We start from the raw sequence: 21,155 nt of genomic DNA on the forward strand, positions 1-21,155 counted from the left end.
TCCGGCTTCGACCACCCCGCGTATGGCACTCGCCGGTACGGTCACCGCCTGGCCCGCGGTCGGCTCGTTCGCGGCCGTCGCCGGGACCCTCGTGCTCGCGCGGTACGTCCTCGACTACCGCGACCGGCCGGGTGCGACGTGGTTCCTCGGCGTCCTCCTCGCGCAGTCGGTGTGGTGTGGCGCCTACGGCACCGCCCTGCTGACCTCCGATCCAACGGTCCGGGTGGCGCTCGAACAGGTCGTCTGGATCGGCACCGTCTGGACCGGTCTCGCCTTCCTAGCGTTCGCGCTCGAATACACGGGTCGGGGCGACGTCGTCTCCGGCCCGGCGTTCGGAACCGTGGCCGCTCTCGGCGTCGTCGCGACGGCACTGGTCGTCACGAACCCGCTCCACGGCGCGATGTGGACCGGCTTCCGCCTCGATCCGGTCTTCGGCGTCGCGACGGCGACGTACGTCCTCGAACCCGCCGCGTACCTGACCACCGGGGGCGCGACGCTCGCGGTCACCGTCGGGGTCGTTCTCCTCGTCGACACCTTCCTCAACTACGGGCCGCTCTACCGCCGCGAGACGGCCGCCGTCGCCGTCAGCGCGCTCCCACCGGGCTTCGCCCTGCTCGCCTGGGCCGGCGGCGTCGGCCCGATCCCCCAGCTGAACCTCGCGCCGATCATGTTCGTCCCGCACGTCGCCCTCGACGCCTACGCCTTCGGCCGCGCCGAACTGTTCGAGCGGGATCCGACGACCGTCCGCGCGGCCGAGCGGACCGCCATCGACGACCTCGCCGACCCGATCGTCGTCGTCGACCGGGAGCGCCGGGTCGTCAGGTACAACGCGGCCGCCGGGGCGGCGTTCGTCGCCGACGTCGGCACCGACCCCCTCGACGCCCCACTTACCGAGCTACTCGGCGTCGCCGTCGGCGACGACGGCGATCCGGAGCCGGCGACCATCGAGTCGACCGTCGGCGGCGAGCGTCGGACGTACGCGGTGTCGACGTCCACGCTCCGGGATCCGAGCGGCACCCACGTCGGCTGGACTGTCGTCTGTTCGGACGTGACCGAGCGGGAACGCCGCCGCCAGCAACTCGAAGTCCTCAACCGCGTCCTCCGACACAACCTCCGGAACGACGCCGGCGTCGTCCACGGCTACGCCGAGATCTTGGTCGATCGGGTGAACGACGACGCGACCCGCGATATGGCCGACGCCATCGAGCGCCGTGCCGCCGCCCTCGCCGCCCTCGGCGACAAGGCACGGACGGTCGAGCGGTTGATCGACGGCGAGCGTCCCCAAGACGTCGACGTCACCGCGTGTCTCGACCCCGTCGTCGCCGACGTCCGCGAGCGCTATCCCGACGCCGACGTCGCCCTCGACACCCGTGCCGCCGTCACCGCGTCCCTGTCGAAGCGCGCGCTCGTCGCGGCCGTCGAGAACCTCCTCGAGAACGCGGTCCGGCACCACGACGGCGACGGCGTCGAGCGGGCGGACGGGGGTGCGTGGGCCCGCGTCGTCGTCGAGCGGGCGGACGGGACGCTGCTCGTGCGCGTCCTCGACGACGGCCCCGGCATCCCCGACGCCGAACTCGAGGCGGTCGAAGCCGGCGAGGAGACGGACCTCAGCCACGGCTCCGGCCTCGGCCTGTGGATCGTCCACTGGGCGGCCGGGGCGCTCGGCGCCGATCCGACGTACGCCGACCGGGAGCCACGGGGGACCGTCGCGACGCTCCGGGTTCCGACCGACGGCAGCCGACTCACGTCTCGATGAGGTCGAGGATACGCCGGTAGACGTCCCCGAACGCCTCGTCGGACCGACTCCGCGGGCGCTCGATGTCCACCTCGACGACCTCCCGGATCCGCCCCGGATCCTTCGCCATGACGACCACACGGTCGGCGAGTTTGACCGCCTCCTCGACGTCGTGGGTGACGAAGAGGACGGTCTTTCCGGTCTCCGCCCAGATGTCGAGCAGTTCGTCCTGGAGCATCTTCTTCGTCTGTGCGTCCACGGCGCCGAACGGCTCGTCCATCAGGAGGAGGCTCGGATCGACCGCGAGTGCACGGGCTAGCGCGACCCGCTGTTTCATGCCGCCGGAGAGGTCGCGCGGATAGCTGTCCGCGAACCCGTCCAGGCCGACCAGGTCGAGCAGGTCACGGACGCGTCGCTCGCGCGTCTCGGCCGGGACGTCCCCGCGCTCCAGTCCGAACCCGACGTTGCCAGCGACGGTGCGCCACGGGAACAGGTGATACTCCTGAAAAACCAGACCGAGGTCCGTGCTGGGGCCGTCGACCCGTTCGCCGTCGAGTGAGACGCTCCCCGTCGTCGGCGGTTCGAGGCCGGCGATGATGCGAAACAGGGTCGTCTTTCCGCATCCCGAGGGGCCGACGAGACAGACGAACTCCCCTTCGGCCACGGCAAAGGAGACGTCATCGAGCGCCTGCACCGGTCCATCCCCGCCCTCGAACCGCTTGCCGACGCCGTCGATGCGGACGCGTGCGTCGGCGTCGTTCACCGCCACGCCAGCGCCCTCCGTTGGAGCGCCCGAAAGGCGACGTCCACGAGCAGATACATCAGGCTCAACACGAGGATGTAGGTGATGACGACGTCGACTTGGAGGTTGTTCGACGCCCGGAGGATACGCCGGCCGATGCCGGCGACGCCGAAGATCTCGGAGGCGACGACGAGCATCCAGCAGCGGCCGATCCCCGTCCGGATCCCGGTCGTGATCTCGGGGAGCGACGCCGGGACCACGACGGTCCGGATGAGTTCGAGGTCCCCCTGGACGCCGAGGCTACGGGCAACGTCCAGCAGATCCTCGGAGACGCCTTCGACGCCCCCGTAGGTGGCGTAGAAGTTGATCCAGAACGCGCCGACCGCGATGATGAAGGCCGCACCGGCGTGGTTGATGCCGAACCAGGCGATGGCGAAGCCGATCAGCGCGAGCGGGGGCACGGGACGGAGCATCCGCACGATCGGCGAGGAGACGTCGTCGACGTACGGGCTCCACGCCAGCGCGATCCCGGCCGCGATCCCGAGACCGGTCCCCGTCACCGCTCCGGGAATCCAGTGGAGGACGCTGTTGCCGAGCGCGACGAACACCTCCCCGCTCGCCGTCTGTTCGTAGAACGTCCCCGCGACGACGAACGGGCTCGGGAGGACGTACGCGGGCTGGGTGAGGGAGGCGGCGGTCCAGAGCGCGAGGAAGACGCCGACGCCGCCGAGCCCCCGGAGTGCCCGCCGCCAGTCGAGGACTGCGAGACCGTCGCCCGCCGTCCCGTCCTCGACGTCGACCTCCTCGGTCACGTCGATCGCCATCGCTCACCCCGTACGCGGCCGTTCATAGCTCCTCGTAGACGCTGTAATCGAAGATCCGTTCGAGCGACAGTTCCTGGTCGATCTGTCCGTTCTCGTTCGCGAACCGGGCGAAGATCTCCGTCCCGTTTTCGATCTCCCGGGGATCGGTGACGAAATTCGAGAGCGGTCCCTGGAGCGCCGAACGCGCCTGCTCCGCCGCCATACCGATGCTCGACTCGACGATTTCGGCCGTCGCCTCGGGTTCTTCCCGGATGAACTCAGTCGCGCGGACGTGCTGTTCGAGGAACTGCCGGGCGATCGGCGTTCCCCGAATCCCGTCGCTCATCAGCGTCACCGCCGCGGGCTGTCCGGGCATGATCTCGGCGGCGGTTCGGAACGTTCCGATCGGCACGTCCTCCTGAGCGGCCCGCGTCGGCACCGGTTCCATGATCGACGCGCCGTCGACCTCGCCGTTGGCGATGGCCTGCCAGACGGCGTTCGCGCCGTTGATCTCGATGATGTCGACCGCCGACTCGTCGACCCCCTCCTGCTGGAGCCAGTAGCGGAGGAGAACGTCCGGGACCGACCCCTGCGGGAAGGTCCCGAACCGAAACTTCCGCCCCCGCTCCTCGCGCCACGCGGCGAAGGCGTCGGCCCCGTGTTCGTCCCACAGCCCTCCGAGGTCCTCGTGGGCCATGATCGCCATGGGTTCCTTGATGTTCGCGGCGGTCACTTTCGCCGGGATGCCGCGGTCGATGACGATCATCGACGGGACGATGCCGAACATCGCCACGTCGAGTTCGCCCCCGCCGTACGCCTGCACGATGGCGGGCCCGTCGGTGAACTCCCGGCTCTCGATGCTCGCGTCGACGTTCTCGAAGTAGCCCTCCGATTCCATCACGAAGTACTGGAGATCGGGAAAGATCGGCATGTACGCCACCGACACCGAGTCGACACCGCCATCGCCGCCCGTACAGCCGGCGAACCCGGCCGTCACCGCGGCACCGGCCCCCGCGAGATAGGTTCGGCGTGAAATCTGCGTCATGTCCGTGGTAGTGGATACGTCTGTATAACCCGCCGGGAACTGGCAAGGCTGGTCCGTACTCCGGATCGATCCAAACTGTCGAAATCGCTGGCTTCGTCTCTTCTATCCGACGATCGCTGGTTCTATCCGTTCCCCTCTCTCCGAGATAGCGGCAATTGTATCTGCTATCGTCGTCGGGCGTCCCCGCCCAAAGAGCCTTGGACGGTCCCGACCGAACTACCCCCGTGTTCGATCCGTCGGAGTACGACGCGAACGAACTCCGCTCGCTCGCCGGCGTCGACGACGCCGACGCGGGTACGGGGGTCAGCCTCCCGCCGGTCGAGGGATCGGGCTACCGGCCGGCCGCGCCGGACGAGCCCTCCCGCGCACAGTGCGAACGGCTGGTCGCCATCGGCGGCGTCGACCCCGCCGCCCTCGGGGAGCGACCCTACCTCCCCGCGTTCCCGGACGCGCCCGCGGCCCGCCGCGTCGGGCGCGACTGGATCGCCTACCTCGTCCGGACCGCGGGCGAGGCGCCGACCCGGGACGCCATCGGCCGCTACCGCGCGCTGGGCTGGCTCGGCGAGGACGCCGCGGCGACCCTCGCCGACCGCGTCGCCGACGCCGTCGCCGCCCTCGATCCGGGCGACGGCGAACTCGACCGTGCGGACCACCTGCTGAGCTTCGCGCACGTGATCCGGTTGCTCGGGATCGACGACTGAGCGCCGTCCCGTCGCGGCCGTCCCGTCGACGGCGACGCCACGGAACGCCGGACCCGGCGGACCCCCAACCGTCGGTCGCCCGTCGGTCGCCGAGCGACTTCGCAACACTCATATGCGTTTCGTGGGTACTGACGGGTGTCACCGGACGCCGACTCCGGATCGGTCAGTCCCATGGGGTAGCGGCCAATCCTGAAGCCTTCTGGGGGCTTCGACCCAGGTTCGAATCCTGGTGGGACTATTCTCCCGACACCACCCGACAGCTCGCTCCACGTCGGGGACTCGCGGCTCGTGCGGACAAAGCGTATGTCCCTCCGTCGTACACCCGATACGTATGCCACCTCGTTCCCGACGCGCCGTCCTCGGCACCGCGGCGTTCGCCCTGACCGGCGCCGTGACCGGGTGTCTTGCCGCCCCGCGGACCGACCCCGAGCCGATCGACGACGACGGCCGCCCGCCCTCGACGGGCGCGACAGCCCAGTTCCGGGGCGGCCCCCGGCGCCAGGGGATCTTTCCCGACGCGACGGTGCCCACCGATCCGACCGTCGAGTGGGTCCACCGTGGCGTGAACACGGGCGATCACACGGCCGCGAAGGCCAGTCCCGTCCCCACCCCGGACGGCGACGTCGTCGTCCCCGGCGACACCGGCGAGGTTCGGCGGTTCACCCCGGACGGCGACGTCGTCTGGACCGCCGCCGTCGAGGAGACGGCCCGGGGGATCCACGGCACCCCCGCCCTCGCGAACGGGACGGTCTACGTCGGCGCGTACGACGGCGCGCTCTACGCCTTCGACCTGGAGACGGGCGAGCGGTTCTGGCGCCGGAAGCTCGGCGACGCCATCGGGTCGAGTCCGGGCTATCACGACGGCGTCGTCTACATCGCCGTCGAGTATTACGAGCCGAGCGGCGCGATGTTCGGCGTCGACGCCGTCACCGGCGAGGTGGTGTGGGAGGACCGGCGGCCGACGGACCACCCCCACTCGACGGCCGCGGTCGACCGCGAGGCCGGACGGTTGGTGGTCGGCGCCAACGACGGTCACCTGTACGCCTGGACCTATCCGGACCGGTCGTTCGCGTGGGCCTTCGAGACGGGCGACGCGATCAAGGGCCCCGTCGCCACCCACGACGGCAGCGCCTTCTTCGGCTCCTGGGACCGCCGCGTCTACCGGGTCGACCTCGCCGACGGCAGTCGGGAGTGGGCCGTCGAGACCGACGGCCGCGTGATGTCCGGGCCGGCCGTCGAGGCGGCGACCGACACCGTCTACGTCGGGAGCCACGACTCGCGGTGTTACGCCCTCGACGCCGCGACCGGCGCCGTGCGGTGGACGTTCGACACCGGCGGCCGGATCACCGGCTGTCCGACCGTCGCCGGCGACCACGTCCTCGTCGGCTCCTACGACGGCTCCTGTTACGCCCTGGAGAAAGGGACCGGCGACCGGGCGTGGGCGGTCGACGGCGTCGGCGAGGTGACGAGCACGCCGGTAGTCGTCGACGGCGCCGTCTACTTCGCCGACCGCGCCGCCGAGGCGTACCTCGACGGCGACGCCGAGGGACGACCCGGTGGGGTGTACAAGGTCGGCGGCGGGTGACGTCCGTGAGCGGCCCCTCCCTACCGGTTCGGCGCCGGCCCGTTCGGCAGTTCGAGGATCGGCGACCCCCCGCGGCCGATCCGTTGACGATGTCCGACGACTGACGGTCTTCGCGTGACGCGACGGCATCCAGAGGGCCTAATAGCCTCACGAGCGTACGACCTCGTAATGAGTGAGGCATTACTGGTCGTCGCGCACGGCTCCCACCTCAATCCCCGGTCGAGCACGCCGGCACAGGACCACGCCGACGCTATCCGGGCGTCGGGCGCGTTCGACGAGGTCCGGGAGGCCTACTGGAAGGAGGAGCCCTCGTTCCGCAACGCCCTCCGGACGGTGGCCGCCGACGAGGTGTACGTCGTCCCGCTGTTCGTCAGCGAGGGCTACTTCACCGAGGAGGTGATCCCGCGGGAACTCCGACTCGACTTCGACGTCGCGGACTGGGAGTCCGACGGCACGAGCGCCGACTCGGTCACCCTCCGCCCCGCGGACGTGGACAAGGCCGTCCACTACTGTGGGCCGGTCGGGACACACGACGCGATGACCGACGTGATCGTCCGCCGGGCCGAGACGGTCACCGGCGACCCGGACGTCGGCGACGGGGTCGGCCTGGCCGTCGTCGGTCACGGCACCAAGCGTAACGAGAACTCGGCGAAGGCCATCGAGTACCACGCCGGCCGCATCCGCGACGGCGGCCGGTTCGCCGAGGTCCGAGCGCTGTTCATGGACGAGGAGCCCGAAGTCGACGACGTGACCGACCACTTCGAGAGCGAGGATATCGTCGTCGTCCCCCTCTTCATCGCCGACGGCTACCACACCCAGGAGGACATCCCCGAGGACATGGGCATCGCCGACGACGGCGGCTACCCGGTTCCGGCCCGCCTCGACGGACACGACGTCTGGTACGCCGGCGCCATCGGGACGGAGCCGCTCATGGCCGACGTGGTCCTCGAACGGGCGGCCGACGCGGGCGCCGACGTCGACGTCGACGTCCGGATCACGCCTCCGACGACGGCCGTCGCCGACGGTGACTGAGATGGCGGACGCCGACCCCACGCCGGCCGACGCCGTCCGGGTGGCCGCCGCCGACGGCGTCGACTTCGACGGCCTCGAAGTCACACGCGGGCCCGACGGCTTTCGCGTCGCCGTGCCCGACGCCAGCTACGACGGCCTCTCGGCGGCCGCGCTGGACGACGTCGTCGACCGGCACCGCGCGCACGTCGAGAACTGGCTGTTCTGGCACCAGCACGCCCCCCAGCATGACCCCGACTGGGCGTTCCTGCGGTGGGTCGAGCGGGCGGACGACCTGTCGGCCCCGGAGCGTCACGCGCGACTCGGGGGCGACGGCGTCACCCGCGAGTGGGGACAGGCCGCCGTCACCGCCCGCCTGACCGAGGGGGGCCGGCGCCGCTACGAACTCCGGCACGTCGACGATGTCGACGCCGACCGCGAGGCGCTGACCGTCCACACCGACCCCCACGAGGCGCGCCGGCTCCGGAAGACCGACGACGACGGCGACTACCGGCCGCTGTCGACGGCGCCGACGCTCCCCCACGGGTGGGTCTTCGCCGACCTCGACCCCGCGGCGGCGGTGCGGGCCGTCGACGGCCTCTACCCGGCGACGCTCGTCAACTGGCACCGCGAGCGCGAGGGGGAACTCGACGTCACTCACTGGCACGAGGCCGTCTCGCGCCAGACCGGCATCTACGGCGTCGTGGAGACGTGGGACCGGGGCGAGGGCCACGAGCACGTGAACTGGGTCGCCGAGGCCTGCTGTGACGACTCCCAGTGTCTCAAGCGCCGCGAGTGGGAGTACGACGACGGGACGGCGCTCACCCCCGACGGCGGGTCGGGCGTCTTCCCCTGTCGGGAGCCGTGTTCGCTGGTGATCGCCGCGGCGCGGAAGTGGACGCGACTGGAGGCCGAGCGGTCCCGCACCTACGAGTTCGAGTTGACGCCGAGCGAGAAAGAACAGATCGAGACGCTCATCGACGCCGTCGCCGACGGCCGGGCGGGCGAGGTCCGCGACGCCGACACGAGCGACGGCGCGAACCGGTACCGGGCGCGGTACCTCCGCGCCAAACTGTTCGACGACGAGGGCAACCTCGGTGGCGTGCCGACGGACGCCGACGGCTGAGGCGCCGCCCTCGCCGACGGCCGCTCGTCCCTCCGTTCATCATCTGCCAACAACAACGATTTGTACGCTCGTATCCAAATCCGGACACAGTAATGACGGACGACACACCCTCTCGCGGTACAGGCGATGCGGACGACGGGTTCGCGGCCGACGGTGGCGAGACGGTCACCAAGACCGGTCCGAAGTCCAACGAGGACTGGTGGCCGGACCGACTGAACTTGGACATTCTGGACCAGAACGCTCGCAGCCTCGGACCGTACGACGACGACTTCGACTACGGCGAGGAGTTCGAAAAACTCGACCTCGAGGAGGTCAAAGCCGACATCGAGGAGGTAATCACGACCCCCCAGGAGTGGTGGCCGGCGGACTACGACCACTACGGCCCGTTCATGATCCGGATGGCGTGGCACAGCGCCGGTACGTACCGCGCCGCCGACGGTCGCGGCGGTGCCGCCGGCGGCCGACAGCGCTTCGCGCCGATCAACAGTTGGCCCGACAACGCGAACCTCGACAAGGCCCGTCGACTGCTCGAACCGGTCAAACAGAAGTACGGTCGCAAGCTCTCGTGGGGTGACCTGATCGTCCTCGCCGGCAACGTCGCCGTCGAATCGATGGGCTTCCGAACCTTCGGATTCGCGGGCGGTCGCGAGGACGACTTCGACGGCGACGACGCCGTCGACTGGGGTCCCGAAGACGAGTGGGAGGCGAACGAACGGTTCGACGAGCCCGGCGAGATTCAGGAGGGCCTCGGCGCGTCGGTCATGGGCCTCATCTACGTGAACCCGGAGGGCCCGGACGGCAACCCGGACCCGATGGCCTCCGCGAAGAACATCCGGCAGACGTTCACTCGGATGGCGATGGACGACAAGCAGACGGCCGCCCTCATCGCCGGCGGCCACACCTTCGGCAAGGTTCACGGCGCCGAGAACCCGGAGGAGGCACACGGACCCGAACCCGAGGCGGCGCCGATGGAGAATATGGGCCTCGGCTGGCAGACCGACGACGACGTCAAACGCGGCGGGATGACCACCAGCGGCATCGAGGGTCCCTGGACGTCCGCGCCGACCGAGTGGGACATGGGTTACGTCAACAACCTACTCGAGTACGAGTGGGAACCCGAAAAGGGCCCGGGCGGCGCCTGGCAGTGGAAGCCGAAAGACGGGGAGGCAGTCGAGCCCGCCCCCGACGCACAGAACCCCGACGAGGAGACCACACCCATGATGCTCACGACGGACATCGCGCTGAAACGCGACCCCGAGTACCGTGAGATCATGGAGACCTTCCAGGAGAACCCGATGGAGTTCGGGATGAGCTTCGCCAAGGCGTGGTACAAGCTGACCCACCGCGACATGGGGCCACCCGAACGGTTCCTGGGCCCTGAAGTCCCCGAGGAGACGATGATCTGGCAGGATCCCGTCCCGGACGTCGACTACGACCTCGTCGGGGACGCCGAGGTCGCCGAACTCAAGGAGTCGATCCTCGCGTCGGATCTGTCCACCTCACAGCTCGTCAAGACCGCCTGGGCGTCCGCGTCGACGTACCGCGACAGCGACAAGCGTGGCGGCGCGAACGGGGCGCGGATCCGCCTCGAACCCCAGCGAAACTGGGAAGTGAACGAACCGCAGCAACTGGAGACGGTGCTGTCCACCCTGGAGGACATCCAGCGTGATTTCAACGCCTCTCGGTCCGATGAGACGCGCGTCTCGCTCGCCGACCTGATCGTGCTGGGCGGCAACGCGGCCATCGAGCGCGCGGCCGCGGACGCCGGCTACGACGTCGAGGTTCCGTTCGAACCCGGACGGACCGACGCCACGCCCGAGCGGACCGACGCCGACTCCTTCGACGCGCTCAAGCCGAAGACCGATGGGTTCCGGAACTACCTCCGGGACGACATCGACCGACCGGCCGAGGAGTTGTTGGTCGACAAGGCGGATCTGCTGAACCTGACCGCGACCGAGATGACGGCGCTGGTCGGCGGCATGCGCGCACTCGGCGCGACCTACCAGGACTCCGACCTCGGCGTCCTCACCGACCGCCCGGGGACGCTGACCAACGACTTCTTCACGAACCTGCTCGACATGGGCACGGAGTGGGTGCCGGTCTCGGAGGCCGGTAACGTGTTCGAGGGCATCGACCGAGAAACCGGCGAGGTCGAGTGGGAGGCGACCCGCTTCGACCTCGTCTTCGGCTCGAACGCCCGCCTCCGCGCCATCGCCGACATCTACGGTTCCCCGGACGAGGAGCAGGCGTTCGTCGAGGACTTCGTCGACACCTGGAGCAAGGTGATGCGCCTCGACCGCTTCGACCTCGACTGAGCGCGGCCGCGACGCCGCCGTCCCCGCCGTCGTCTGGACGGCGACCGCTCCCCCCGTTCGTTCCTTCGAACCGCGAACGGCGCGTTCCATCCCCGATCGGTGCGTATTCGTCGGTCCCCCGCCTACGGTCCCTCGATGGTCTCCGAGCGCGCGGGCGACGTGACCCCGTTCCTGGCGATGGACGTGCTGGAGCGAGCGAACGACACCGACGACGTGATCCATCTGGAGGTGGGCGAACCGGACTTCGATCCGCCCGAGCGGGTGACCGAGACGGCCGTGGCGTCGCTGCGGGCCGGCAACACGAACTACACCGCGGCGCGCGGCAAGCCGGCGCTTCGCCGGGCCATCGCCGCCCACTACGACCGGACGTACGGCGTCGACGTCGACCCCGACCGGATCGTCGTCACCCCCGGATCGTCGCCGGCGCTCCTGCTCGCCATGGCGGCGCTCGTCGACCCCGGGGACGAGGTGGTCCTCACCGACCCGCACTACGCCTGCTATCCGAACTTCGTGCGGACGGTCGGCGGACGCGTCGAGACGGTCCCCCTGCGCCCGGCCGAGGGCTTCCGGCCGCGCGTGTCGGCGTTCGAACGGGCGATGGGGTCGGAGACGCGGGCCCTGTTGCTCAACTCCCCGGCCAACCCGACCGGGGTCGTCATGTCCGGCGGGACGCTCGCGGACCTCGCCACCCTCGCGGCCGAACACGACGCCACGCCCGTCGTCGACGAGGTGTACCACGGCCTCGCGTACGACGCCGAGACCCACACGATGCTCGAGTACACCGACGACGCCGTCGTCCTCGACGGCGTCTCGAAGCGCTTCGCGATGACCGGTTGGCGGCTGGGGTGGATGGTCGTCCCGCCGGCGCTCGTCGACGCGGTGAACCGCCTCGCGCAGAACCTGCTCATCTGTGCCCCCAACTTCGTGCAGGACGCGGGGGTCGCCGCCCTGGAGACGCCGCCGGAACGACTCGACGCCGTCCGCGAGACCTACCGCGAGCGCCGCGACCTGCTCGTCGACGCCGTCGCCGACTGGGGGCTCGACCTCGGATACACCCCGCAGGGCGCCTACTACTTGCTGGCGGACGTGAGCGACCTGCCCGGCGACGCCCTCGACGTCGCGGACCTGTTCCTGGAGGAGGCCGGCGTCGCGGTCACCCCCGGCGTGGACTTCGGCGACGCGGCGGCCGACTACCTCCGATTCTCCTACGCGACCGACGCCGACGCCATCCGCGAAGCGATCGACCGGCTCGACGACCTGCTGGCGACCGTCGAGCGCTGACGCCGGCTCACTCGACGACGTCGACGTCGGTGATCTCGAAACGCGCCCCGCCGGCCGCCCCCTCGGTCACGCGGATCGACCACCCGTGGGCCTCGGCGACTTCCTTGGCGATGGCGAGGCCGAAGCCGGTGCCGTCCTCGTCCGTCGAGTAGCCGCTCTCGAAGACCCGCTCGTGTTTCGCCTCGGGGATCCCCGGCCCGTCGTCCGCGACGAAAAACCCCTGCCCGTCGTCGAGCGTGCCGACGGTGACGGTCACGTCATCGTCCGTCGACCCGTGTTCGACCGCGTTCCGGAGGAGGTTCGTCAGCAGGTGTCGGAGGCGCCCCGGATCGCCCCGCAGCGTCAGTTCCGTCTCGACGACGAGGTCCGCGGCCGGCGTCTCGACGTGGTGCCAGCAGTCCGCGACGAGGTCCGTGAGCGCGACCGACTCGATCTCGTTCACCCGTTTCCCCTCCCGAGCCAGCCTGAGCAGGTCCGTGATCAGCTCGTCCATCCGGCCGAGCGCGCGTGCCGCGTCGTCGAGGTGGTCGCTGTCGGACTCCTCGCGCGCCAGTTCGAGTCGCCCTTCGGCCACGTTCAGCGGGTTCTGGAGGTCGTGGGAGACGACGCCGACGAACTCCTCCAAGCGCTCGTTCTGCCGGCGGAGCTCCGCCTCCCGGCGCCGGCGTTCGGTGATGTCCACCGCGATGCCGATCACCTCCGAGACGGCGCCGTCGTCGACGATCGGCTGGTAGGCCGTCTCGAAGAACCGTTCACCGATCTTCTGGACCATGGTGACCACCTCGCCGTCGAGGGCCCGTTCGATCGCGTCGATCACGTCGGGCTGGTCCGCGTAGCGATCGAGCGCCGACTCGCCAACCACCTCGCCCGGTTCGAGGCCGAGCGTCTCCAGGCCGCGCCCCTCCGACAGCGTGAACGTGCCGTCGGCGTCGAGCGCGAACAGCACCACCGGCACGTTCGAGACGACCGTATCCAGCCGCTCTTTGGTCTCCCGGAGGTCGCGTTCGTACTCCTTCCGGGCGGAGATGTCGCGGCTGATGACGACGAACCGCTCGTCACCCTCCAGATCGAGGCGTCTGAGGTGGATCGCGACCGGGAACGTCGAGCCGTCGCAACGACGATAGACGCCCTCGAACCGCCGACGGTCGCCGACGTCCATCCGCTCCCAGATCGCCCGCACCTCGTCGGCTTCGACCGACTCGTCCAGCTCCCACACCTTCATGCCCGTGAGTTCGTCGGCGTCGTACCCCGTCTCCTCGCACAGCTGGGGGTTCGGATCGACGATGTTCCCCTCGGTGTCGTGGACGTTGATCATGTCGGGCGAGTTCTCGAAGAGGGCCTCCAGCCGGGCCCTGCTCCGCCGCAGTTGTGTCGCCCGCCGCTCCCGCTCGGTCACGTCCTGGAACTGCGAGAAGACGGCGACGGCGTCGCCGTCGTCGTCGGTCACGACCCGGTTGTACCACTCACAGACGATCCGCTCGCCGTCCGGGCGGACGTTCTCGTTGACGCTCCGGTAGCCGCCGCGGTCCGACAGGAGGGACTCGACGACCTCGCCGACCCGTTCGGTCTCGGACTCGGGGACGATCCACTCCCAGGACTTCCCGAGCAGCTCCTCGGCGTCGTAGCCGAGGATCTCGAGGGCGGCGTCGTTGACGCGTGCGACCTCGAAGTCGTCGTTCCACTCGATCACCCCGAGCGGCGACTGCTCGAAGAACAGCGAGAGGCGCTCGCGGCTGGCTTCGAGTTCCCGTCGCGAGCGATACTGCTCGACCGCGTTCGCGATCCGGTTCGCGAGGACGGTGTACTGGCTCGTCCCGCTGCTTTTCTCCAGGTAGTCGGTGACGCCGGCCGAGATGGCCTCGCTGGCGATCTCCTCGCTGCCCTTGCCGGTGAAGAGGACGAAGGGGAGGTCGCCGTGTCGCTCGCGGACGGCGGCCAGGAACTCGATGCCGTTCCGCCCCGGCATGTCGTAGTCGGAGACGACACAGTCGATCCCGCCCGCGTCGAGACGGTCCAGCCCCGCGGCGGCGCTCGTCGCCGTCTCGACGTCGAACCGCTCGTCTTCCCGTTCCAGAAACTCGCCAGCCAACTCGGCGAACTCCGGATCGTCGTCGACGTGCAACACCCGGATGGATGGCTCCATCTTCACCGGTTGGTCGGGACCCGGTCACCAAAGTGATTCCGGCGCCTGCAGGACGTGTCCGGCCGTTTCGCCGCCAGCTATTTGCGCATCTCGCCCGTCTGCGACACGCGATGGCCGGCTACGCCGCGATGGCTCGACGTCTCGATTCCCGTCACCTGCGGGCGGCGGTCCGCGGGATCCGGGCGGCGCCGCCGGACGCCCCCGATCACGCGACCGATCCGGCGCTCGTCGACCGGTTAGAGCGGCCGTTCGAGGGCGTCGACGACGTCTACACCCGCCTGAACGACCTCGAATCCCGATTGCGGGCCGCCGGCGACCGCCGCGCGGTCTTTCTCACGATCTACACCCGCATGACCGCCGCCGTCCGGGCGGCCATCGCGGACGGCCGCTTCGCCGACCCCGCGTGGCTGCGCCGGTACACCGTCACCTTCGCCGACCACTACCGGCGGGCCCTCCTGTCGTTCGAGCGCGGCGATCACGACGTCGTCCCGGGCCCGTGGCGCGTCGCGTTCCGGACGGCCGTGGCCGGCTCGGCGCTCGTGGCACAGGACGCCTTCCTCGGCATCAACGCGCACATCACCTACGACCTCGCGTTGGCGCTCCGGGACGTCGGGATCGACCCCGACCGTGCGACGAAACGCGCCGACCACGACCGGATCGACGGCGTGCTCGCGCGCCTCGTCGACGCCCAGCAGGCCGCCCTCGTCGACCTCTACGCGCCGGGTCTGTCGAGGATCGACGACACCCTCGGCCGGTTCGACGAGGCGCTCTCCCTGTTCTCGATGACCGAGGGCCGGGCGTGGGCGTGGCTGGTGGCGACCGTCCTGACCGACGTCCCCGCCGCCCCGGCCCGCGCGGCCGTCCACCGGTTCCTCGAGGCGACTGCGACGGGGAGCGCTCACTTCGTCCGCTCGCCGCCGGTCGATCCGGCCGTCGTGACGGCACTCCGCCGGGTCGAACGCGACCGCGGGGGCGGCGCCATCAACGTCCTCGCGGCGTCCTTCGACGAACACCTCGCCTAGGATTAACTCGCCCGCGAACGACGTGTGGAGTGTGACCGAACCACACGTCGCGGCCGCGGGGACCTCCCCGCTCGGCCGAACCGACCTCACGGGCCGGGACCTCTTCGCGGCCGCCCTCACCGAGGCGTTCGAGGGATTGCCCGACCCCGCCGACGTCGTCGATGCCGTGTACGTCGGCAACCAGTCCGAATCCTACGAGGGACAGATCATGTACGGGACGCTCCTCGCGGAGTGGGCGGGTCTGCGTCACGTGCCCGCCGAACGCGTCGAGGGTTGTGCGGCTGCGGGCGCGATGGCGCTCCGTCACGCCGTCGAGGACGTGCGAACCGGCCGGCGGGACGCGGTGCTCGCCTGTGGCGTCGAGAAGATGACCGCCGGGGGCACCGGCGGTGCCACCACCGCGCTGGCGTCCGCGTTCGACCGCGCGCTCGAAGCGCGGTCGGGCGTCACGGCGCCGAGCCAGTACGCCCTCCTCGCCCGACGATACCTCCACGAGACCGAGGCGACCGAGCGGGACCTGGCTCGGATCGCGGTCAAGAACCACGCCAACGCGGTCGCCAACCCCCGCGCGCAGTTCCGCCGCGAGGTCGACGTCGAGACGGTCCTCGACTCCGACTACGTGGCGCCGCCGCTGAAGCTGTACGACTGTGCGCCGCTCACAGACGGTGCGGCCGCCGTCCTCGTCGCGAGCGACGACGTGGCGTCGACGCTGCCCGGCGGGACGGTCCGGGTTGCGGGCGTCGCCGCCGGCGCGAACAACATCGCCGTCGCGGAGCGGAACCTCTCCTTCGTCGAGGGAGCCCACGAGGTGACGACCCGCGCCTACGCGGACGCCGGAATCGACCCCGCGGACGTCGACGTGGCCGAAGTCCACGACGCGTTCACGGTTTCGGAGGCGCTGCTCGCCGAGGCCGCGGGGCTGGCGCCACGCGGCCGGGGTTTCGAGAGCGCGCTCCCCCCCGCCGAGCGCTCGGCTGGCTGGACCGACACGCGTCTGAGCACGAGCGGCGGGCTCAAGGCCCGCGGCCACCCCATCGGCGCCACCGGCCTCGCCCAGGCGGTCGAAGTGTACGAACAACTCACGGGCACCGCGACGCCCGAGCGACAGGTCGACGACGCGACGACCGGCCTGCTGATCAACGAAGGCGGCGTCGCCGACGCCGTCACCGTCGCACACGTCCTCGCCACATGACCGACGACCCGTCCGATCCCACGACCCCGCCGCGCACCGCCGACGCGTTCACCGCCGACAGCCCCTTCACCCTCCCCGGGTTCTTCGCCGCGCTCGCCGAGGGCGACCTGCTCGCCGCGGTCTGTGCGGACTGCGGGACGCGTCTGCTCCCGCCGCGGCCGGCGTGTTACGCCTGCGGGAGCCGGAACCTCCGGACCGAACCCCAGCCCCGGACCGGCGAGGTGGCGACCTACACCGAGGTCCGCACCCCGCCGCCGGCGCTCGCCGACCGGGCGCCGTACACCGTCGCCGTCGTCGAACTCGACTCCGGCGCACGGCTGACCGGCCGCGTCACCGCCCCCTACGACGTGCTCGACATCGGGACGCGCGTTCGGCTCACGACCCGCCCGCCCGACGACGACGAGCTGGCCATGGCCCGCGACCACGAGCGCGAGTGGCCGATCCACGAGTTCGAGCCGGTCTGATACTGTTTATTGTAAGTCATTACCGGTGGTTCGCCGAGACGGTCCGGCGAACCACCGGCAACCAGTTACAATAATCCGTATGAGTCAGTCGTCGCCGTCCTCCACCGGCGCCCGCCTCTCGGCGCCCGCCACGTCCGTCGGGTCGATCCCCCGTCGCCGCGCGGCGACCGACGAGAGGCCGTACACGAGGCCGACGAGCGCGACGACCCCGACCGGGAGCAAGAGCCACGGGTTCACGCGGGTGTACCCCCAGATCACGAGCAGGGTGGCCGCGACGGCGACGACGGTGACGGCGTAGTACAGTTGCGTGCGGACGTGATCCACGAGGTCGGCACCGGTGAAGGTCGCCGAGAGGACGGTCGTATCCGAGATGGGCGAGGCGTGATCGCCGAAGATGGCGCCGGAGAAGACGCTGCCGACGACGGCCGCCACCATGGCGTGACCGCCGGTCAGGTCCCAGGCGACCGGGACGGCGATGGGCGTCACGATACCCATCGTCCCCCAGGAACTCCCGGTCGAGAAGGCGATGAACGCGGCGGTGAAGAGGACGACGACCGGCAGGAACGCGGGGTCGAGCACCTGCCCTGCGATCCGGCCGACGTACTCCCCGGTGCCGAGCGCCTCGACGACGTTGCCGATGGCCCACGCGAGCACGAGGATGGTCACTGCGGTGAGCATGATGCCGAACCCGTCGATGGTGGTGTCGACGCTCTCGCCGAGCGAGAGCTCCCCGGTGACGACGCCGATGGCGTACGTCGAGGCGACCATCCCGAAGGATCCGAAGATGAGCGCCACCGCGTAGTCCGCGTCGACGATCGTATCGTAGAGCGACGCGCCGGGGCTGTACCCGGTGTAGAGCGCCGATCCCAGGGTGATGGCGATCAAGACCCCGATAGGGAGAAAGAAGGCAAGCAGCTTCGGGTCCTCGACGTTCGGCTCGCCGAGTTCGGCCGCCACGTCCTGCATCGGCCGGGCATCCTCGCGGGTCACCTCACCCGTCGTCGCCGCGCGGCGCTCCGCGGTGAGCATCTCGCCGTAGTCCCGCCCGGTCAGGACGACGATGCCGACCATGGCCACCGCGAGGATGGCGTAGGTGTTGTAGGGGATCGACCGCAGGAAGACGGCGAAGGCGTCGGGGATCTCGCTCGCCGCGAGGTCGGTCGCCTCGTAGCCCGACTCGATCATCGAGAGCTGGAAGGCGACCCACGAGGAGATGGCGAGCGTCGCCACCGGCGCCGCCGTCGAGTCGACGAGATAGGAGAGCTTCTCCCGGGAGATGTGCAGGTGGTCCGAGACGTCACGCATCGTGCTCCCGACGACCGCCGTGTTGGCGTAGTCGTCGAAAAAGAGGAGCATCCCGAGCAGCCAGGTCACGAGCCCGACCTTCCGCCGGCTGTCGAGGCGGGCGATGGCCCAGTCGCGCACCGCGTGGGAGCCGCCGAGGCGCCAGATCATTGCCACCGCCGACCCGAGCAACAGCGTGAAGATGAGGATCTGGGCGTGGAAGGTACTCTCGCCGACGGCGGCTGCGATCCAGTCGAAGGTCTGCCCCAGGCCCACGCCGCCGGTGAAGATGACGCCGCCGGACCACACCCCGAGGAAGAGCGACAACACCGCCTTCCGCGTGACGATGGCGAGCCCGATGGCGAACAGCGGCGGTACGAGCGAGAGGGCGCCGAACTCGGCCATGGGCCTCGCTACGGCGGGGCCCCAATTAGTAGTACCCGGATCCGGATCGCCGCCCGCTCCCGTTCGTGCCTGGATTTATGTCCGCGGCGCCCGTATCGCGTCGTATGGTTTCTACCGGTGACACCGCACCCACGTTCACGGCCACGCTCGGCACCGCCGAACACGAATCGTTCGACCTCGCGGACCACCTCGGCGACGGACCCGTGGTCCTCGCCTTTTTCCCGGGGGCCTTCACTCCGCCCTGTCGCAACGAGATGCTTGCCCTCCAGGAGCACCTCGACGACTTCCACGACGCCGGGGCCACCGTCCTCGGCGTGAGCGCCGATTCGCCGTTCTCCCAGGGGGCGTTCCGCGAGGAACACGGCCTCGAGTTCGACCTCGTGAGCGACATGGGCGGCGACACGATCCGGGCGTACGACCTGGAGATGGACATTCCGGACCTCGGCCTGCACGGCATCGCCAACCGCGCCGTGTTCGTCCTCGACGACGACGGCGTCGTCACCTACAGTTGGGTGGCCGACGACCCGACGAACGAACCCGACTACGACGCCGTCCTCGACGCGGTCCAGTCGGCCTGACCGGGCACCCGCGGCCGCACCCGATCGGCCGCTCGGCCACCTGCGGTGTTATCGCCAGGCCGCCGTCGACGTGTCCCACCCGAATCGCGGTCGTGATACGCATCGAACGGTCCACCCCTCCGGAGCGAGTCGACGCAATCCGTCTTCGACCGAACTGATCGCGGCGGAACCTATCGATTCACGGCCGCGCGGAGCGTCCCGAGCAGCGTCGTCTCGGCGGGTTCGAACCGCCGGAGCTGGGCGGCGTCGGTGAACGCCGCCCGGGCGAGCAGGAGGCTCGTCGTCATGCTGGTCAGCCCGCCCGCGGCGAAGATCATGCCCATGATGACGAACTGGTATTCGGCGGCGTAGATCGGGTTGGCGCCCCCGAGGATCATCCCCGACATCATCCCCGGAATGTACACCAGCCCGAGCGTCCGCATCGCGTCGACGACGGGGATGAGGGAGGCCCGCACCGACTCGGTGACGAACTCCGAGATGGCCCGCTCGGGGGGGACGCCGAGCGCGAGGACGGCCTCGATCTCCTCGCGGTTCGACGCCACCTCGCCCTGGAACCGATCCAGCGTCAGCGAGTTGGTCTTCATGGCGTTGGCGATGATCATCCCACCCACGGGCACGAGGTTGCGCACCGTCCGTTCGATGGCGCCCGCGGCGACCATCGTCACGATGACGACCGTCGAGCCGAGCGCGAGCGAGAGTACGGAGATGCGGAAGGCGTTCGGGACGCCGTCGCCGCGCTTGCGCGACTCCCAGGCGGCGTAACAGACCATCGCCCCGAGCAGGAGCGCGGAGTACGACAGCGGGACGGAGAAGAGCGCGCCGATGAGCGCGCCCATCGCGAGCACCTGGACGAACCCGCGGACGAACGAGCCGCCGAGTTCCCGCTCCAGGTCCAGGTTCCGGAGCGAGGAGATGCCGACGACGACGGCCGCGAGCGCCGTCGCGGCGGCGACCTGCACGAGCCCGCGGACGACCACCGGGTCGGTCAGCCGGTCGGGGACGGCGATCACGCGATCACCTCCCGTGGGACGCCCACGTCGACGATCCGTCCGTCGGCGAAGCGGGCCACGCGGTCGGCCAGCCGTGCGGCCTGTCGCTCGTCGTGGGTCACGAGGATGGCCGTCCGCTCGCCCGTCGCGAGCAGGTCGGTCAGCAACCGTTCGATCGCCGCCTCGGCCTCGCTGTCGAGGCTCGCGGTCGGTTCGTCGAGCAGGAGGACGTCCGGATCGTTGACGACGGTCCGCGCGATGGCGACCCGCTGGGCCTCGCCGCCGGAGAGGTCGGACACGTCGCGGTCGGCGTAGCCGGCCAGCCCCACGTCGACGAGCAGCTCGGCGACCCGCTCGTCGCCGACGGACTCGCCGCGGAGCCGCGGCCCGATGGTGACGTTCTCGACGACGGTGCCCTCGCGGAGCGCCGGCTGCTGGGGGACCAGCCCCACCCGCTTCCGTAGCGTCTCCGGATCGAGGCTCCGGTAGTCGGTGCCGTCGAGGTACACCGTCCCGCCGGTCGGTTCGTCCAGGCGGTCGAGCAGACGGAGAAACGAGGACTTCCCGGCTCCCGAGGGCCCCACGACGGCTACCGTCTCCCCGGCGTCGACGGCGAGGGAGACGCCGTCGAGGATGGTCTCGCCGTCGACCGCGTACCGTAGTTCGTCGGCGCGCAGTTTCGTCATTGGTGGATTGCCCGCCGTATCGGGGGCGTACCGGTCGTACGGCGCCGTCTC

At 70.3% G+C, this 21,155-nt stretch carries 18 protein-coding genes; 11 read left to right on the plus strand and 7 right to left on the minus strand.

Annotated features, from left to right (window positions below):
- Window positions 1–22: 22 nt before the first annotated feature.
- Entirely contained in the window at window positions 23–1,756 is a 1,734-nt protein-coding gene (locus NO364_RS15575) for a sensor histidine kinase (RefSeq protein WP_257627988.1), read from the plus strand.
- Here NO364_RS15575 and NO364_RS15580 read toward each other — a convergent pair.
- The 3 genes from NO364_RS15580 to NO364_RS15590 are packed head-to-tail and all read right to left on the minus strand — an operon-like array spanning window position 1,743 to window position 4,325.
- Window positions 1,743–2,504: an ABC transporter ATP-binding protein gene (locus NO364_RS15580; protein ID WP_257627989.1), complete on the minus strand. Its 762-nt coding sequence runs from the start codon at window positions 2,502–2,504 to the stop codon at window positions 1,743–1,745. The genes NO364_RS15575 and NO364_RS15580 overlap by 14 nt on opposite strands.
- The gene (locus tag NO364_RS15585) at window positions 2,495–3,301 is read right to left on the minus strand and encodes an ABC transporter permease (RefSeq protein WP_157690004.1); all 807 of its coding nucleotides are present in this window, start codon (window positions 3,299–3,301) and stop codon (window positions 2,495–2,497) included. The genes NO364_RS15580 and NO364_RS15585 overlap by 10 nt, the downstream gene beginning before the upstream one ends.
- 22 nt (window positions 3,302–3,323) lie before the next feature.
- Complete coding sequence (locus NO364_RS15590) at window positions 3,324–4,325, minus strand: ABC transporter substrate-binding protein (protein WP_157690003.1); 1,002 nt, start codon at window positions 4,323–4,325, stop codon at window positions 3,324–3,326.
- 224 nt (window positions 4,326–4,549) lie between these two features.
- Here NO364_RS15590 and NO364_RS15595 point away from each other — a divergent pair, with 224 nt between their 5' ends.
- The 6 genes from NO364_RS15595 (at window position 4,550) to NO364_RS15620 (ending at window position 12,341) form a co-directional block, all read left to right on the plus strand.
- Window positions 4,550–5,026 carry a FlaD/FlaE family flagellar protein gene (locus tag NO364_RS15595; RefSeq protein ID WP_157690002.1) on the plus strand — a complete coding sequence of 159 codons (477 nt, stop codon included), beginning with the start codon at window positions 4,550–4,552 and terminating at the stop codon, window positions 5,024–5,026.
- Window positions 5,027–5,357: 331 nt separating this feature from the next.
- Window positions 5,358–6,611, plus strand: a complete 1,254-nt coding sequence (locus NO364_RS15600; RefSeq protein WP_257627990.1) for an outer membrane protein assembly factor BamB family protein — start codon at window positions 5,358–5,360, stop codon at window positions 6,609–6,611.
- A gap of 168 nt (window positions 6,612–6,779) precedes the next feature.
- The gene (locus NO364_RS15605) at window positions 6,780–7,643 is read left to right on the plus strand and encodes a CbiX/SirB N-terminal domain-containing protein (protein WP_257627991.1); all 864 of its coding nucleotides are present in this window, start codon (window positions 6,780–6,782) and stop codon (window positions 7,641–7,643) included.
- Window position 7,644: 1 nt separating this feature from the next.
- Complete coding sequence (locus NO364_RS15610; protein ID WP_257629125.1) at window positions 7,645–8,745, plus strand: DR2241 family protein; 1,101 nt, start codon at window positions 7,645–7,647, stop codon at window positions 8,743–8,745.
- Between the two features lie 92 nt (window positions 8,746–8,837).
- Window positions 8,838–11,060: a catalase/peroxidase HPI gene (katG, locus tag NO364_RS15615; protein ID WP_257627992.1), complete on the plus strand. Its 2,223-nt coding sequence runs from the start codon at window positions 8,838–8,840 to the stop codon at window positions 11,058–11,060.
- Between the two features lie 135 nt (window positions 11,061–11,195).
- Window positions 11,196–12,341 carry a pyridoxal phosphate-dependent aminotransferase gene (locus tag NO364_RS15620; protein WP_157689998.1) on the plus strand — a complete coding sequence of 382 codons (1,146 nt, stop codon included), beginning with the start codon at window positions 11,196–11,198 and terminating at the stop codon, window positions 12,339–12,341.
- Window positions 12,342–12,348: 7 nt separating this feature from the next.
- Here the strand turns inward: NO364_RS15620 and NO364_RS15625 are convergent, their stop codons facing one another.
- Window positions 12,349–14,484: a PAS domain S-box protein gene (locus tag NO364_RS15625; protein ID WP_257627993.1), complete on the minus strand. Its 2,136-nt coding sequence runs from the start codon at window positions 14,482–14,484 to the stop codon at window positions 12,349–12,351.
- 110 nt (window positions 14,485–14,594) lie between these two features.
- Here NO364_RS15625 and NO364_RS15630 point away from each other — a divergent pair, with 110 nt between their 5' ends.
- The 3 genes from NO364_RS15630 to NO364_RS15640 are packed head-to-tail and all read left to right on the plus strand — an operon-like array spanning window position 14,595 to window position 17,162.
- Window positions 14,595–15,506: a DUF5995 family protein gene (locus tag NO364_RS15630; protein ID WP_257627994.1), complete on the plus strand. Its 912-nt coding sequence runs from the start codon at window positions 14,595–14,597 to the stop codon at window positions 15,504–15,506.
- Window positions 15,507–15,537: 31 nt separating this feature from the next.
- Entirely contained in the window at window positions 15,538–16,698 is a 1,161-nt protein-coding gene (locus NO364_RS15635) for a thiolase C-terminal domain-containing protein (RefSeq protein WP_257627995.1), read from the plus strand.
- Window positions 16,695–17,162 (plus strand): Zn-ribbon domain-containing OB-fold protein, encoded by a 468-nt coding sequence (locus NO364_RS15640; protein ID WP_157689994.1) that lies wholly within the window; start codon window positions 16,695–16,697, stop codon window positions 17,160–17,162. The genes NO364_RS15635 and NO364_RS15640 overlap by 4 nt, the downstream gene beginning before the upstream one ends.
- Before the next feature lie 84 nt (window positions 17,163–17,246).
- Here NO364_RS15640 and NO364_RS15645 read toward each other — a convergent pair whose 3' ends face one another.
- On the minus strand, window positions 17,247–18,851 hold the full coding sequence (locus NO364_RS15645; protein ID WP_257627996.1) for a Na+/H+ antiporter NhaC family protein: 1,605 nt from the start codon (window positions 18,849–18,851) through the stop codon (window positions 17,247–17,249).
- A 104-nt stretch (window positions 18,852–18,955) separates the two neighbouring features.
- On the opposite strand from NO364_RS15645, the gene NO364_RS15650 reads away from it, so the two are divergent.
- On the plus strand, window positions 18,956–19,429 hold the full coding sequence (locus tag NO364_RS15650) for a redoxin domain-containing protein (protein ID WP_257627997.1): 474 nt from the start codon (window positions 18,956–18,958) through the stop codon (window positions 19,427–19,429).
- A gap of 170 nt (window positions 19,430–19,599) precedes the next feature.
- Here NO364_RS15650 and NO364_RS15655 read toward each other — a convergent pair whose 3' ends face one another.
- On the minus strand, window positions 19,600–20,439 hold the full coding sequence (locus NO364_RS15655) for an ABC transporter permease (protein WP_199243614.1): 840 nt from the start codon (window positions 20,437–20,439) through the stop codon (window positions 19,600–19,602).
- Window positions 20,436–21,104 carry an ABC transporter ATP-binding protein gene (locus NO364_RS15660; protein ID WP_157689991.1) on the minus strand — a complete coding sequence of 223 codons (669 nt, stop codon included), beginning with the start codon at window positions 21,102–21,104 and terminating at the stop codon, window positions 20,436–20,438. The genes NO364_RS15655 and NO364_RS15660 overlap by 4 nt, the downstream gene beginning before the upstream one ends.
- Between the last annotated feature and the right edge of the window lie 51 nt (window positions 21,105–21,155).

Source organism: Haloplanus salinarum (assembly GCF_024498175.1).
Classification (GTDB): Archaea; Halobacteriota; Halobacteria; order Halobacteriales; family Haloferacaceae; genus Haloplanus; species Haloplanus salinarum.